This window comes from Pseudomonas sp. AN3A02 (assembly GCF_011765255.1).
Lineage (GTDB): Bacteria > Pseudomonadota > Gammaproteobacteria > Pseudomonadales > Pseudomonadaceae > Aquipseudomonas.
This window is the reverse complement of sequence record NZ_JAARNI010000004.1, coordinates 193,050-207,974: the sequence shown is the minus strand read 5'-3', so window position 1 is coordinate 207,974 and position 14,925 is coordinate 193,050. Positions and strand designations below refer to the sequence as shown.

Sequence of the window (14,925 nt, the reverse complement as noted above, 5' to 3'; positions counted from 1 at the left end):
ATAGCCGGCAAGAATAACTTTTTTCAACGCACCCGTAATCGATAGACTGGCAGCCATTTCAATCCTCTCAAACAAGAGAACCCCATGGCCAACCACGACCTCGCCTTCACCCCCGACCTCGACCCGGATTCCATCTCCTCCGACGTCATCGGCTTCAACGGCATCCTCGTCTCTACGCAAATCCCCACCCGCGCCGACGGCAGCCTTGAACTGGGCGACATCACCCTGCAAAGCGAATGCACCCTGCAAGCCCTCAAGGTTGCCCTGGAGCGCGCCGGCAGTTCGATTGACCGGGTCATGCACTTGACCATCTACCTCACCGACATGGCCGACCGCGCCGCGTTCAACGAAGTCTACAAACGCTACTTCGCCAAGCCTTGGCCAGTCCGTGCAGCGGTGGGCGTGGCAGCCCTGGCCGTGGAAGGCATGCGGGTTGAAGTCACGGCGATGGCCGCCAAGGCCTGAGCCAAACGCTCTATATCACCCCACTGTGATCAAATGTGGGAGCTGTCGAGCCCCAGCGAGGCTGCGATGGGATCGCCTCGGTGTCACTGATACACCGCGGTGTCTGCATTGCGGGCAAGCCCGGCTCCCACACGAGCGGCATGATAGATGTCGATAGCGCATTTCGCAGCTACAATGCCCGCCTCCGTGACAAGCCTGACTAAAAAAACTATGTCCTTGCCCAAGCATCACCTGGAATTGCTCAGCCCTGCCCGCGATGTCGCCATCGCCCGCGAGGCCATCTTGCATGGCGCCGATGCCGTGTACATAGGCGGCCCGAGTTTCGGCGCACGCCATAACGCCTGCAATGACGTGAGCGATATCGCGCAGTTGGTGGAGTTCGCCCGGCGCTACCACGCGCGGGTGTTCACCACCATCAACACGATCCTGCACGACAATGAGCTGGAGCCGGCGCGCAAGCTGATCCACGAGCTTTACGATGCCGGTGTCGACGCGCTGATCGTCCAGGACCTGGGGGTGATGGAGCTGGATATTCCGCCCATCGAGCTGCACGCCAGCACCCAGACCGACATCCGCACCCTGGGCCGGGCCAAGTTCCTCGACCAGGCCGGGTTCTCGCAACTGGTGTTGGCCCGTGAGCTGAACCTGCAAGAAATCCGGGCGATTGCCGATGAGACCGATGCCGCCATCGAGTTCTTCATCCACGGCGCGTTGTGCGTGGCCTTCTCCGGCCAGTGCAACATCTCCCACGCCCAGAATGGCCGCAGTGCCAACCGCGGCGATTGCTCCCAGGCCTGCCGCCTGCCCTACACCTTGAAAGATGACCAGGGCCGTGTGGTTGCCTTTGAAAAGCACCTGCTGTCGATGAAAGACAACAACCAGAGCGCGAACCTGCGCGCCCTGGTGGATGCCGGCGTGCGTTCGTTCAAGATCGAAGGCCGCTACAAGGACATGGGCTATGTGAAGAACATCACCGCCTATTACCGTCAGCGCCTCGACGAGATTCTTGAAGACCGTCCGGACCTGGCCCGCGCGTCCAGCGGCCGCACCGCGCATTTCTTCCTGCCGGACCCGGAAAAGACCTTCCACCGTGGCAGCACCGACTACTTCGTCACCGACCGCAAGGTCGACATCGGCGCCTTCGACACTCCGACCTTTACCGGCCTGCCGGTGGGTGTGGTGGAAAAAGCCGGCAAGCGTGACTTGCAAGTGGTCACCCATGAGCCGCTGTCCAATGGCGACGGCCTCAATGTGCTGATCAAGCGTGAAGTGGTGGGTTTCCGCGCCAACATCGCAGAAGCTAAAGGTGAGTTCGAAGAAGACGGCGAGAAGCGCTACCGCTACCGCGTCGAGCCCAACGAGATGCCGGCCGGCCTGCATCAACTGCGGCCGAATCATCCGTTGAACCGCAACCTGGACCATAACTGGCAGCAGGCGCTGCTCAAGACTTCCGCCGAGCGCCGTATCGGCGTGTCGTGGGTGGCCCGCTTGCAGGAAGACCGCCTGGAACTGACCGTCACCAGCGAAGAAGGCATCAGCGCCAGCGTTGCCCTGCCCGGCCCGTTTGGTGTGGCCAACAAGCCGGAACAGGCCCTGGAAACGCTACGCGACCTGCTGGGTCAACTGGGCACCACCCAGTACCACGCCACCGCGATCAAGCTGGATGCACCGCAGGCGTTCTTCATCCCGAACTCGCAGCTCAAGGCCTTGCGCCGTGAAGTGATCGAGGCGCTGACCGAGGCGCGTATCCAGGCTCATCCTCGGGGCGGCCGCAAGGCGGAAACCACGCCGCCGCCGGTGTACCCGGAATCGCACCTGTCGTTCCTGGCCAACGTCTACAACCAGAAGGCCCGCGACTTCTATCACCGCCATGGCGTGCAACTGATCGACGCGGCGTACGAAGCCCACGAAGAAACCGGCGAAGTGCCGGTGATGATCACCAAGCACTGCCTGCGTTTCTCGTTCAACCTGTGCCCTAAACAGGCCAAGGGTGTGACGGGGGTGAAGACCAAAGTCGCGCCGATGCAACTGATCCACGGCGACGAAGTGCTGACGCTGAAGTTCGACTGCAAGCCTTGCGAGATGCACGTGATCGGAAAGATCAAGGGCCATATCCTCGGCCTGCCGCAACCGGGCAGTGTGGTGGGCTATATCAGCCCGGACGACTTGCTCAAGACCATCCCGCGCGGCGCACATTGAGTCGCCGGTGAGCGTCATGCTACGGCGTGACGCTCACCACTGTTTTCGAGCGCCACCACCAACCCCGCTGCAACCCCGCCGCCGCGAGCAAAATAGCCGCCACGCCCAGCCATTGCATCCAGCCCAGGCGATGCCCAAAGGCAATCCAGTCGACAAAGATTGCCGCAATCGGGTAGATAAACGACAACGCCCCGGTGATTGCCGTCGGCAACTTCTGGATCGCGCCATACAGCAACACGTACATCAAGCCGGTATGCACCACGCCCAAGGTCAGCAATGCCGCCCAAGCATCCATTGATGCAGACAGGCTGTGCCACTGCATCAACGGTGCCAGCAGCAAGGCGCCCGTGGTCACCTGGATCAACGCCATCAAATGCGGCGGAACCTCTTTCAAACGCTTGATGATCAGCGCCGCAATCGCATACAGAAACGCCGCGCCCAGGGCCAATGCCACGCCCACCAAATAGTCATCCCCGGTGTTTTGCTGACTGCCATGGGCAGTGACAATCGCCAACATCCCGACAAAAGCCACGCTCAACCAGGCAAGCTTTTGCACGGTAATTTTCTCCCCCAGGAACACCGCGGCCAGCATCACCAGCATAAACGGCTGGACGTTATACACCGCCGTGCTGATAGAGATTGAAGCCCTGGCGTAAGACTCAAACAGCAGCAACCAATTGCCCACAATCGCCACGCCGCTGAGCATCGCCAGCCCGAGCTTGGTGTAGCTCAGCAAGCCCAGGCGCAGATAACCCAGCAACCCGCACACCACCAGCAGCGTCAGCGCGCCGATCACACAGCGCCAAAACACCACTTCGACCACCGACACACCCGACACCAGCACGAACCAGCCGATGGTGCCGGAGATGAGCATGGCGGCGACCATTTCCCATGAACCGCGACGTATGGATTTGTCCATGATTGAGCTCCTCAAGTGAGGCTCAATTATGGCAATCTGGCTTGTAGTGACTCCAGATTCTAAATAAGGCGAACCTTGAGTTTTGCCTATTCTTATTAGGCAAACCCCAGACATTACTTTCGGAGCGAGCATGATTGACAGCATTGACCAGCAACTGATCGCCGCGCTGATGGATGATTCGCGCCTGTCCCTCAAGGCCTTGGCGGGCATCACCGGCCTCTCCTCCCCCAGCGTCGGCGAACGGCTACGGCGCCTGGAAGAGCGCGGCGTCTTGAAGAACTACACCGTGGACATTGACCCCAAGCATTTTGGCTATCTGCTGCAGGCCATCTTGCGCATCCGCCCGCTGCCTGGGAAACTGCAGGAGGTGGAGCGCCAGATCCAGGCGATCCCCGAGTTCACCGAATGCGACAAGGTGACCGGCGATGACTGCTTCATCGCACGCCTGCATGTGCGCACCATGGACCAACTCGACACACTGCTGGATAAGCTCAACGCGTACGCCGAAACCAACACCGCCATCGTCAAGAAAACCCCGGTAAAACGCCGGTTGCCACCGCTGGGTGATTCATGATTTTGAGTCACTGATGCAGTGACGGGATCGCTATTCTGTCAACGCAGAGCGGTGTTTATGCTTGATCCACCCATTGAAACAACAGGCGTAAACACCATGTATGTCATCACCGGAATCACAGGCAAAGTCGGCGGCGCCCTGGCGCGCTTTCTCCTCAACGATCGTCAACCCGTGCGGGCAGTCATTCGCGATGCCAGCAAAGGCGCCGAATGGGCCGCCCTCGGATGCGAGGTCGCTATCGCCAATATGGACGACGCCACCGCCCTCACCGCAGCGTTCAAGGGTGCTACCGGCGTGTTCATCCTGCCGCCTTCGGATTTCGACCCGGAGCCCGGCTTCCCCAAGGCGCGCAAGGTGATTGCCGCCGTTGCCCAAGCCATCGAGGCGGCGGCACCGCAAAAAGTGGTGTGCCTGTCGACCATTGGCGCCCAGGCCGAACACCTGAACCTGCTGTCGCAACGCACCTTGATGGAACAGGCGCTGAGCGCTTTGAACGTGCCGGTGACCTTCCTGCGCCCGGGCTGGTTTATGGAAAACGCCGCCTACGACGTAGCCACGGCCCGCGAACACGGGGTGATCCACAGCTTCCTGCAACCGCTGGACAAAACCGTGCCGATGATCGCCACCGCCGACGTCGGCCGCCTCGCTGCGCAACTGCTGCAGCAACATTGGAGCGGGCGTCGCGTGGTTGAGCTGGAAGGCCAGTGGGTCAGCCCGAACGACATCGCCCGCACGTTGACCGAAGTGCTTGGTCGTGGTGTGACAGCACAGGTGGTGCCTCGTGATACGTGGGAGCCGATGTTTCGTGAGCAAGGCGCGCAGAATCCAATGCCGCGCATGCGCATGATTGATGGGTTTAACGAAGGTTGGATCTGTTTTGAGCAAGCGGACGTGGTCAAGGGTGAGACCACGTTGCTCAAGGTGCTGCGCGAACTGGCTGCAAAAGCTTGATGCCATGGCCTGCAAGCCAGCTCAGTGATTGGGTACATATCCGTTATTTAGGTAACGGCCACTTAGGGTTCCGCTCTTACAGCGGGTCACTTTTGAAAAGCGCAAAAGTAACCAAAACGCTCTGCCCCGCCTGTCGGCACCTCGCCTAGGCTCGGTGTTCCCTCACTCCGGCATTGCTCCGCGGGCCGCCGCGACGGGCCATCCATGGCCCGGCGCGGCTAAACCGGCGTCCTGCCGGTTTACCCGCTCCGCAATACCTGCGTTCGGCCTCGGGCTGAATGGGGCAGTCAGATCAAGATCAAAAGCAAGAGCACAGCGGCCTACCGGCCGGCTTGAGTGTTAAGAGCGAAAGCAGGGCTGCTTTCCTGTAGGAGCGAGCTTGCTCGCGAAAAACCTGAGAACGCCGCGTTGAATCAGGATGCCCGCGTCATCGTTAACGACCTTCGCGAGCAAGCCCGCTCCCACATTTGGACCGTGCCCGCTTTAGCTTCTGATTTTGCTGTTGCTGTTGCTTCAACACACTCAAGCCGGCCGGTAGGCCGCTGTGCCCTTGATCTGCTGTTGATCTTGATCTTAGGCGCCCCGTTAAACCACGCTGGCCGAACGCAGGCTTTGGAGCGTGGGTAACCCGGCAGGACGCCGGGTTAGCCGCGCTGGGCCAAGGATGGCCCATCGCGGCGGCCCACGCTCCAAAGCCGGAGTGAGGGAACTCCGAGCTTAAGCGAGGAGCCGAGTGGTGGGGCAAGAGCGTTTTGCTTACTTTTGCGCTGTTCAAAAGTGAGCCGCTGTAAGAGCGGAACCCATATCAGCCGTTACCCAAATAACGGATATACACCCAAAACTCCCCTAATCGTGCAAAGCCTTAGCCGCCCCCAACAGCCCCTGGAACTTGCGATAACGCGCCTGCAACACACCTGCCTGAGCACCATCCGGAAAAAACCGTTGCTTCACCGGCATCCCCACCTGCAACAACTCCCCACCCTGCCCACTCGCCAAAAACCCCAACTTCGCCGCACCAATACACGCCCCCAACTCACTGCCGTGCAACGTATAGATCTCCCGCCCAAGAATATTGGCCAACAACTGCGCCCAATACTCACTGCGCGCCCCACCACCCACCAACGCACAAGCCCCCACCGAGGCCCCGGCCGATTGCACCGCATTCAGCGCATCCAACAACCCGAACCCAACCCCTTCCATCACCGCATAACCCAACATAGCCGGCGTGCAGTCATGCCCAAGGTTCATAAACCCACCCCGCAACAACGGATCGTTATGGGGCGTACGCTCCCCCGCCAAATACGGCAAAAACAACGGATTGGAAACCGGCACAACCTGCCCCGTAGGCAACTCGGCCTGCACCCGATCCAGCAACGCCTGCTCATCAACCGACCCCGTTAACCGCGTCACCCACCGCAAACAACTGGCCCCGGCCAACATCGCCCCCATGGTGTACCAACGCCCAGGCAACGCATGACAAAAACTATGCACCGCACTCGACGGATTCCCCGCCGAGTGATCAGTAATCGCCACGATGGCCGCACTCGTACCCAACGTGATAAACGCATCACCCGCATTCACCGCCCCAATGCCCACCGCCGCCACCGGGTTGTCCCCGCCACCGCCGGCAATCACCAGGCCCTCAGCCAAGCCGAGGCGCACCACCGCAACAGCATTCAAACGAGCACCAACTGCCCCGCCTTCCACCAGCCGTGGCATCTGCGCCAACCGCAACCCCGTCGCCCGCAGCATCGGCTCAAACCACTCCCGATTAGCCACATCCAGCCACAACGTCCCGGCACCATCAGACACATCACTCACCCGCTCGCCACTGAGCCGCAAGCGCAGGTAATCCTTGGGCGACAACACACAATCAATCGCCCCAAACACCGCCGGCTCATGCTCCTGCAACCACAACAGCTTCGGCGCTGTAAGCCCAGCCATCGGCAAACTGCCAGTGACCTCGGCAAACTCGCTGCCCAGCGCTTCGGCCTGGGCCATGGCACGCGAGTCGTCCCAGAGAATCGCCGGATACAGCACCCGATCGTCCTCTCCCAACAGCACGGCCCCGTGCATCTGCCCAGACAAACCGATGCAACTCACCCGGCCATAAACCTCCGGCTGACCCGAGCGCAACCGGTCCAGCGCGCTGAGACACGCCTGCCACCAATCCTCAGGATCCTGCTCCGACCAGCCACTGTGCAAACGCGATATCGTCAAGCGCGCACCGGCATGGGCAAGCACGTTGCCTTGCTCGTCCATCAAGATCGCCTTGAGTTCCGAGGTGCCAAGATCAATGCCAAGGGAAACCGGGTTGTTCATATCAGGGACAGCCGCATGAATTACGAATTTTCAGGGTGGGCGCAAGCCGCACGCTGTGTGTTTTACGCTTGGGCGACGCCATGCGCTCAAGCAGCAGGTTGACTGCACGAGCGCCCAGCTCCTGGACCGGCTGCGCGATCAGGGTCAGTCGCGGCACGAAGAAGTCCGCCCACTCAAAATCATCGAAGCCCACCAAAGCCATCTGCCCGGGCACATCGATATGCGCATCGCGCAAAGCATGCATCGCACCCAGGGTCATCAGGTTGTTACCCGCCATGATCGCCGTGGGCGGTGTTGCCAGGGCCAATAACTGCGCGGTCGCTTGCCGCGCCGGCTCGCTGCTGGAGCCGCCATTGACCAGCAACTGCGGATCGAACGGCAATCCTGCTGCTTGCAATGCAGCTTGGTAACCGGCGACGCGTTCATCGGAAGTACCCAACCCCGCGCGCCCGGAAATAAAGCCGATACGCCGGTGGCCATGCTCGATCAAGTGCGCCACCAAGGCCTGGGTAGACAGGGTATTTTCCACCCCGACCTGATCAAAGCGATCGCTCATCATCCGGTCCACCAGTACCGCCGGCACTTCATTGGCCTGCAAGTATTCCAGGGCCTGCGAACCGGTAGACGGCGCCAGCAGAATGCCGTCCACCCGCCGATGGTGCAGCGTCGTGACCACCCGTAACTCCTGCTCGGGATCGTCATGGGTGTCGACAAACAGCATCATGTAACCGTGTTTGGCGCACTCGGTTTCAATCGCGTGCACCGTTTCACTGAAGTAATGGTTGGACAGCGCTGAGATCGCCACGCCAATGGTATTGGTGGTGGACCGGGCCAGGGAGCGCGCCAGCGTATTGGGGATGTAGCCCAACTGCCGGATCGCGCTCTGCACCGCTTGCACCGTGTCCGGGCTGACCTTGCGAGTGCCGTTCAAGACGTGGGAAACCGTCGACGTCGACACCCCTGCAATTCTTGCCACATCCTCCATGGTTGCCACGGTGCTCACTCCTGCGCTCTTTTAATGTTTGCTGGACCAACCGCTGTAGGAACCGACGTTGTCGCGGGTGATCAGTTTTGGCGCCAGCAGGGTAACCGCTTCGGCAGGTTGTTTGTCATTGAGAATGTCATTGCCGACGTTGACGGCCGTCTGGGCCATGGCCCATGGGTCCTGGCTGGCGGAAGCCTGGATCAGGGTCTCGGTCTTCAGGGCATTCTCGATATCCGGCGCGCCGTCCACGGAGGTGATGATGATGCCGCTGCGTTTCAGCTGCTTGGCGGCCAGGTCGCTGCCGATGGCTTGCGGGTCGTTGATCGCGAACAGGCCGTCGATTTTCTGGAAGCGCGTGAGGTAGCCCTGCATCACGTTCAAGCCGCCTTCGCGGGAGCCTTTGCCGTCCTGATCGTCAGACAGCACCTTGATATCCGGCGCGCCGGCCAGCGCGGCTTTGCAGCCTTTGACGCGATCGGTCACCGCCGTGACCTGCGGGCCATTCTGGATGATCACGTTGCCCTTGCCCGAAAGCTTGTCGACGATGAACTGGCAGGCCAGTTTGCCGGCTTCGACGTTATCGGTCTGCACCGTGGCATTCACGCCCTTGGCGTCGACGTCCACGGCTACTACCACGATCCCGGCGTCACGGGCTTTCTTGATCGCGGAGGCCATGGCCGACGGGTCGACGGCGTTAATCAGGATCAGGTCGACCTTGGACGAGATGAAGTTATCGATCTGCGAGAACTGCTTGCTCAGGTCATAGTCGGCCGACACCGAGGTGACCTTGACCGCCGGGTTCAGCTCCTTGGCCCGGGCTGTGGCACCGTCGGCAAGCGTCACGAAATACGGGTTGCCCAGGGAGCCCATGCTGATGCCGATGGCCTTCAGTTCACGGGCTTCCACGGCTTGGGACATCAACACGGCAACGCCCAGGGAGGCGACAACAGGAAAAATGCGTTTGAAGTTCATGATGACTCTCTTGTGATTGTTGTTTGAGTGAAATCAGGTCCGCGCACCGGACTGGCGATAACGATCCAGCGCCACTGCGCCAATGATCACGATGCCCTTGATGATGTACTGCCAGATATCCGACACGCCCAGCAGCACCAGGCCGTTGGTCAATACCGCGATGATCAGCGCACCAATCAGCGTGCCGCCGATTGTGCCGACGCCGCCGGTAAAACTGGTGCCGCCGAGAATCACCGCCGCGATTGCATCCAGTTCATAGGATTGCCCCAGTTGCAGGCCATTGGCAGCGAACAGGCGTGACGCGCTCATCACCGCGCCCAGCCCGGCCAACGCACCAGACATGGCATAGACGAACAGCAGGACTTTCCACACCTTGATCCCCGACAGCCGAGCCGCTTCCGGGTTGCCGCCCACGGAGTAGATTTGCACCCCCATCACCGTGCGCCGCAGGATGAACCACGACAATGCGATGACGGCCACGGCGATGATCACCAGCCACGGCACGCCCAGCACTGAGTCGTTGCCGATAAACGCAAATGGCAGGTCAGGGTTGAACACGGTCTTGTCGTCGGCCAACAGGCGAGCCAAACCGCGCATGGCCGTCAGCGCACCCAGGGTGACGATAAACGGCGGCAGGCGCATGAAGGCGATCAGGCCACCGTTGACCAGGCCCAGTAAGAGGCCGAAGCCAACCCCGGCAGCAATCCCGAACATGCCGAATTGCGGCGACATCGAGGCTTGCAGTGCGACCACGGCAGACGCCGCGAGAATCGCCCCCACCGACAAGTCGATGCCCGCCGTGAGAATCACAAAGGTCATCCCCGCCGCCAGCACCACGTTGACCGACGCCTGCTGGGTGATGATCGACAGGTTCTGCACCGTCATGAAGTTTTCGCTGGCCAGGGCAAAGCCCACCAACAGCAGCACCAGCACCGGCAGCATGCCCACCGTGCGCATCAGTTCGCGAATACGCTCAGCCTTGCCGATCGTTGCCACAGTCATGGTGTTGCTCCCGCTTGTCGTTGAATTAGCCATGGGCAGCCACCTGCTCGCTGCCGGTGGCGAGGTCGATGATCGCCTCCTGGGAAATATCCAGCCCTGATGCCCCGCCGACTTCGGCCACCAGTTGCCCTTCGCGCATGATCAGCACGCGGTCGCAGGTACCGATGATTTCCGGCAGCTCGCTGGAGATCACCACGATGCCCACGCCAGCTTTGGCCAGTTGGTTGATGATGCGGTAGATCTCGGATTTGGAGCCGATGTCCACGCCACGAGTCGGTTCATCGAGGATCAGCACATGAGGCTTGACCTCCAGCAACCGTGCCAACAGCACCTTCTGCTGATTGCCGCCGGACAACGCCCCGACATTGACCTTGCCCGACGCTACGCGAATCGACAGGGACTTGATCGCATCGCGTGAGCGTTGTGCCGCGTGGCCACGGTCGAGCACCCCACCGGCATGGGCATCCGGCACACAGGCACAAACGTTGATGTTGTCGGCCACGCTCATGTCCAGAAACAGGCCCTGGGCCTTGCGGTCTTCGGTGAGGTACACCACGCCTGCACGAATCGCATCCGCCGGGTTACGCAGTTGGGTCACGCTTTTACCGACCACCTCCAGGGTGCCGGAGGTACGCGGATCGGCCGCAAAAATCAGCCGCGCCAGCTCGGTACGGCCTGCGCCTACCAGCCCGGCAATACCCAGTACTTCACCGGCGTGCAGGTCGAAACTGCAATGGCGCACGCGCTTGCCGTCGGCCATGTCACGCACGCGCATCACCACCTGGCCGGGGTCGTAGGCGGCATGTTCCTTCTTGTAAAAACCGGAAAGGTCGCGGCCCACCATCATCTTCACCAGCACCTCGGCCGACAGCACGTCCCGCGCCAGTTCGCCGACGTACTCGCCGTCCCGCAGCACCGAGACCCGGTCTGACAGTTCGTAGATTTCGGCCATGCGGTGGCTGATGTAGATAATCGCCAGGCCCTGGCTGCGCAGTTGCTTGATCAGCGCAAACAGACGGTCGGTTTCCCGGGAAGACAGCGGCGTGGTGGGCTCGTCCATCACCAGGATTTTCGCGTGGGCATGCAGCGCCCGGGCGATTTCCACCAGTTGGCGCTCTGCAATGGACAGGCTGGCGACGCGGGTGGTGGGCAGGAACTCCGCGCCGAGCCTTGCCAGCACCTCGGCAACCCCGGCTTCCATGCCCTTGCGGTCGATGGTCCAGCCACGGCGCAGTTCACGGCCCAGGTAGATGTTCTCGGCCACCGTGAGGTTCGGGCACAGGCTGAGTTCCTGGTAGATCACGGCAATGCCGAGGGCTTTGGCGGAGGCTGGGTTGTAGCTGGCGACGGGCTGACCATCGATGCGGATGGTGCCGCCGTCATCGGCCTGGTAGGCACCGGAGAGGATCTTCATCAAGGTCGATTTGCCGGCGCCGTTCTCACCCATCAAGGCGTGGATTTCACCGGGGTAGACCTTCAGGCTGACGTTCTTGAGCACCCGCAGACCGTTGAAGGTCTTGCTGATGCCCTGCATTTCAAGCAAGGGTTCAAGGCTCATGACTGAGCTCCTGGTTTTATTATTTTTGTGTTCGAGCGTTTGCCGATGGCCGCTATCGGCGGATCGGATTGATGGGGACTGTAATCAGGTAAATTTCCAAGCGCAAGCGCTTGCGTGCGCTATTTATCGAAAGGTGAAACGTTTCATCATCGATTTGTGATGCACAAAACCGTTCTCTTCGGCAAAGCCTGGAGCCGCAAAAAGGAGCCCAGGCCTTGCCGGTGGCCGTCACAAGAAACGTGGTGGCGCGTGAGGAGTCCGTTTATCTACGGTCTTTTCAAATCAATATATATTTCCGTCTTGTTTCGAGACTGAATAACGGCGGTGTCTCTGTTCGCAGGCGCTTCGTCGACGGAAACCCCGGTTGCACCTGTCAGCTCAGCGATACCTCGAATACGCGGTTGAGCGTCATATGAAAAAACATGTTCGGTGCCCACTCGCGCTATCCATTTTCCTTCAGGATTAAGAGCCTGATCGCGCTCAATCACTTTGGTCGCGTAGTAGTTCATATTTTTGATGCGCGTAAATTTGGAGTCTGTCGAGGGCACGTCAATTGCTTTAATGCGGATGCCATGCTTGCGCAGGGTGAGCAGAAGATTCCTGTTTGTATAGATACCGTGCCCTTGGTGGGCACCATCAATCAACTTTAAGTTTCTGTGTAGCGCCAGCGAGATCTCGCCGGTGTCATAGAACTTGTCCAAATCAGGTTGAAGTGAGTGTTCAAAACCTTCTGAGTAAAAAGTTTTCACGTTGCTGTTCTTGAATTCCAGCACGTTATCCATGATGACCCGCAAGCCAGCGGACTGCGAATGATCTTCTCCAAAAATCATGCCGGGAGATTCCTTTAATCCTGTTTTTATAACGTCGGCAATGGGTGTATTTACGTGCATTGCGGGCTGGACGGGCATTGTCTTGGATTTGGCTTTCTTATGAAAATTATCAGCATCCTGTTTCAGTTGTTTATCTATTTTGGAAATATCAGCCGAGCGTGAAGCCTCTTTTCTGGAGGGGTAATCATAAGTTCCGGGGTCAAACGGTTTGCTGGTAGAGTTCCCCGCCCCACCTCCTCTGACCCCTCGTCTTCTCCACACGCCCACTTCATCGGGCTTGCCGATAATGCCGCTGCTCACTAACTTGGAAGGGTCATTGGGATCTTCTACACGCAATAGATAATGCTCACTGTCCCCAGCATCGGGTTGTTCAGCAACGTAATACTTGTTATTCCCCTGGAACTCGATTTTGACCATGCCAGGGTGGTGAGAGCCGCCCGTTGGCAGCGCCTTGGTGTGTTCCGGTTCTGTCGGGGCAGCCGGCTTGGGCTCTGCGGTTGGCTGGTCAAAGTTGGACAGGCGACCGGGTGAACGCGAGAACAGGTGTTCTCTCGCCTGACTGCCTGGCTTCAACGCCATGGCATCGGCGAGGTCGCGTTTTTCTTCGTTCGACAACGGCTGATTCTTCAGCGCCTTGGCCGTAAGGGAGGCCAGCATCCTGGCCTGGCCGTAATAAGGAACAAAACCCTGGGCAAAGTCTCCGACCTGTTTTAAGTCTGCATCCATGGTTGCCTTGTCGATGCCGAATATCTTGCCAAGGTGATTGTTTTTGTTCAGGTCAATGAGTAACGCTGTCATGGGGTTGTCCAGATAACGCTCCACGGTGTCTGCCGCGTTTTGCGGGACGCCAAACACGTGTAAAGCATCACTCATACCATAAGCAGGGTTTTCCAGATGATGAAGGAACTCATCGTAAAATCCTCTAACGTCGTTGGCCCCACTGTTGTCCAGGGATACGTGGCTCACTTGTTTTTTAAACTGTTCGAACGTCAGCGCGTGCAGCGCCGGCTGTGAGTTCAGGCCATCTTTAACAAAGTAGTAGTTTGCGCTGCGGTCGGCCCCCAAGAAGTTGCCGTAGGCGTCGTATTCATAAATTACTGTTTTGCCATCAGGCCGTTTTCCTGAGTAAGCGAGTTGCCCTTCCGGGCCTTCACGCTCCCATTTAAGGTCGGTGAGTCCATTAACGGGGGCCGGCGGAATGTGGGGTGACCTTTCCAATCTTTCGAAAATGTTATCCGCCTCATACCGATAAGGCCCAACGATTGCATTGATGTTGTTGTCCTTGAAATCCTTCATGACGGACTTGATGTGTTTAACTTTGGTCTCGGCGTCTGCTGTGGAGAAGTGAGCGACAAATTTATCCAGACGTACGGGGTCGGCGGCAACACCTTTTAGCCAAGTATTCATTTCATTCGTATTCTTAAAGTCCTGAAAAGAACGCCCCGCGGTGTCCGGTGTATACAGAGCGATATTCGGGCCGTTTTCTGTAGGTGGTATGCGCTGTATAAATATAATGTCGCGGGCTTGAATTCCGTCTAATGCAAATGTCCTGATTTGAACTTTATGGACCGTGGAATTTTTCGGATAGAGCACAGCATCGACCAACTCCTTGAGTTCCGGTCGCATCGTCCCGCTGTTGAGGTCTCTTACCATGCCATCCATGAACGTGTTCTTGAGCGCGGGCGCCCTGAAGGCGGGTTGGAGAGACTGGGGCAAACTGCCCGGCCCCAGCCTGGTAGGTCCGCCTTTAGAAAAATCGAAATGCTGACGTGGAACACCTGCATCTCGGGATGTGGGAAGGTTGTTGATGTCAGAGATCATTTTCAGCATCGCCTTAGAGTGAATAGCTATAGCGCCGAGTGTTGCGTCTGCCAGACAGCGCAACGAACCTCGTCAGCCATGCGTGGGGATAACGTGGGAAAATGTTCAACTGGCGGGGTTACAAGCTGTTTCCAGGCGCTGGAGGCACGGATGGTCAGACGCAAAAAAATCACGCATATGGGTGGTCTTTGCCTTAAAGCAATTCGCATGAGTTACTTTTTAGCCGCTCAATACCTGCTATCGTAAAAAGACCTCATCTCCTCCTCATCGCGCCTGCGCGATCTTCTGTGAGCATGTTCTGCGGCGCTGTCTTCGGGCAGCGGCGGG

The 14,925-nt window shown here is 59.1% G+C and carries 11 protein-coding genes; 4 read left to right on the top strand and 7 right to left on the bottom strand.

The genetic code is table 11. The features are described from left to right. The first annotated feature begins 84 nt into the window (after positions 1–84). Complete coding sequence (locus tag HBJ59_RS18015; RefSeq protein WP_010170818.1) at positions 85–465, top strand: RidA family protein; 381 nt, start codon at positions 85–87, stop codon at positions 463–465. A 210-nt stretch (positions 466–675) separates the two neighbouring features. Next, positions 676–2,664, top strand: coding sequence for a U32 family peptidase (locus HBJ59_RS18010; protein WP_167664307.1), 1,989 nt, complete (start codon positions 676–678; stop codon positions 2,662–2,664). 19 nt (positions 2,665–2,683) lie between these two features. On the opposite strand, the gene HBJ59_RS18005 is transcribed toward HBJ59_RS18010, so the two are convergent. Continuing rightward, a complete protein-coding gene (locus tag HBJ59_RS18005) occupies positions 2,684–3,583 on the bottom strand; it encodes a DMT family transporter (RefSeq protein WP_167664306.1) in 900 nt (299 codons plus the stop codon). A gap of 130 nt (positions 3,584–3,713) precedes the next feature. Between HBJ59_RS18005 and HBJ59_RS18000 the strand changes: the two genes are divergently transcribed. Together HBJ59_RS18000 and HBJ59_RS17995 are read left to right on the top strand one after the other, a co-directional pair. Next, positions 3,714–4,157, top strand: a complete 444-nt coding sequence (locus HBJ59_RS18000; protein ID WP_167664305.1) for an Lrp/AsnC family transcriptional regulator — start codon at positions 3,714–3,716, stop codon at positions 4,155–4,157. 96 nt (positions 4,158–4,253) lie between these two features. Then, entirely contained in the window at positions 4,254–5,108 is an 855-nt protein-coding gene (locus HBJ59_RS17995) for an NmrA family NAD(P)-binding protein (RefSeq protein ID WP_167664304.1), read from the top strand. Between the two features lie 846 nt (positions 5,109–5,954). Here the strand turns inward: HBJ59_RS17995 and xylB are convergent. The 6 genes from xylB to HBJ59_RS31265 all read right to left on the bottom strand — a co-directional run bounded on the left by xylB (position 5,955) and on the right by HBJ59_RS31265 (position 14,598). Further along, positions 5,955–7,430 (bottom strand): xylulokinase, encoded by a 1,476-nt coding sequence (gene xylB / locus HBJ59_RS17990; protein ID WP_167664303.1) that lies wholly within the window; start codon positions 7,428–7,430, stop codon positions 5,955–5,957. 1 nt (position 7,431) lies between these two features. Next, positions 7,432–8,424, bottom strand: coding sequence for a LacI family DNA-binding transcriptional regulator (locus HBJ59_RS17985; RefSeq protein ID WP_167664459.1), 993 nt, complete (start codon positions 8,422–8,424; stop codon positions 7,432–7,434). A gap of 21 nt (positions 8,425–8,445) precedes the next feature. Beyond that, entirely contained in the window at positions 8,446–9,387 is a 942-nt protein-coding gene (locus HBJ59_RS17980; RefSeq protein ID WP_167664302.1) for an ABC transporter substrate-binding protein, read from the bottom strand. A gap of 33 nt (positions 9,388–9,420) precedes the next feature. Continuing rightward, entirely contained in the window at positions 9,421–10,389 is a 969-nt protein-coding gene (locus HBJ59_RS17975; RefSeq protein WP_003209708.1) for a hypothetical protein, read from the bottom strand. A gap of 25 nt (positions 10,390–10,414) precedes the next feature. Next, entirely contained in the window at positions 10,415–11,947 is a 1,533-nt protein-coding gene (locus HBJ59_RS17970; protein WP_076013480.1) for a sugar ABC transporter ATP-binding protein, read from the bottom strand. Between the two features lie 266 nt (positions 11,948–12,213). Then, the gene (locus HBJ59_RS31265) at positions 12,214–14,598 is read right to left on the bottom strand and encodes a dermonecrotic toxin domain-containing protein (RefSeq protein WP_178124275.1); all 2,385 of its coding nucleotides are present in this window, start codon (positions 14,596–14,598) and stop codon (positions 12,214–12,216) included. Positions 14,599–14,925 lie beyond the last annotated feature (327 nt).

Excerpts from the sequence above, each read along its gene's own strand:
- HBJ59_RS18015 (WP_010170818.1), top strand. The coding sequence starts at position 85 with ATGGCCAACCACGACCTCGCCTTCACCCCCGACCTCGACCCGGATTCC.
- HBJ59_RS18010 (WP_167664307.1), top strand. The coding sequence starts at position 676 with ATGTCCTTGCCCAAGCATCACCTGGAATTGCTCAGCCCTGCCCGCGAT.
- HBJ59_RS18005 (WP_167664306.1), bottom strand. The coding sequence starts at position 3,583 with ATGGACAAATCCATACGTCGCGGTTCATGGGAAATGGTCGCCGCCATG.
- HBJ59_RS18000 (WP_167664305.1), top strand. The coding sequence starts at position 3,714 with ATGATTGACAGCATTGACCAGCAACTGATCGCCGCGCTGATGGATGAT.
- HBJ59_RS17995 (WP_167664304.1), top strand. The coding sequence starts at position 4,254 with ATGTATGTCATCACCGGAATCACAGGCAAAGTCGGCGGCGCCCTGGCG.
- xylB (WP_167664303.1), bottom strand. The coding sequence starts at position 7,430 with ATGAACAACCCGGTTTCCCTTGGCATTGATCTTGGCACCTCGGAACTC.
- HBJ59_RS17980 (WP_167664302.1), bottom strand. The coding sequence starts at position 9,387 with ATGAACTTCAAACGCATTTTTCCTGTTGTCGCCTCCCTGGGCGTTGCC.
- HBJ59_RS17975 (WP_003209708.1), bottom strand. The coding sequence starts at position 10,389 with ATGACTGTGGCAACGATCGGCAAGGCTGAGCGTATTCGCGAACTGATG.
- HBJ59_RS17970 (WP_076013480.1), bottom strand. The coding sequence starts at position 11,947 with ATGAGCCTTGAACCCTTGCTTGAAATGCAGGGCATCAGCAAGACCTTC.
- HBJ59_RS31265 (WP_178124275.1), bottom strand. The coding sequence starts at position 14,598 with ATGATCTCTGACATCAACAACCTTCCCACATCCCGAGATGCAGGTGTT.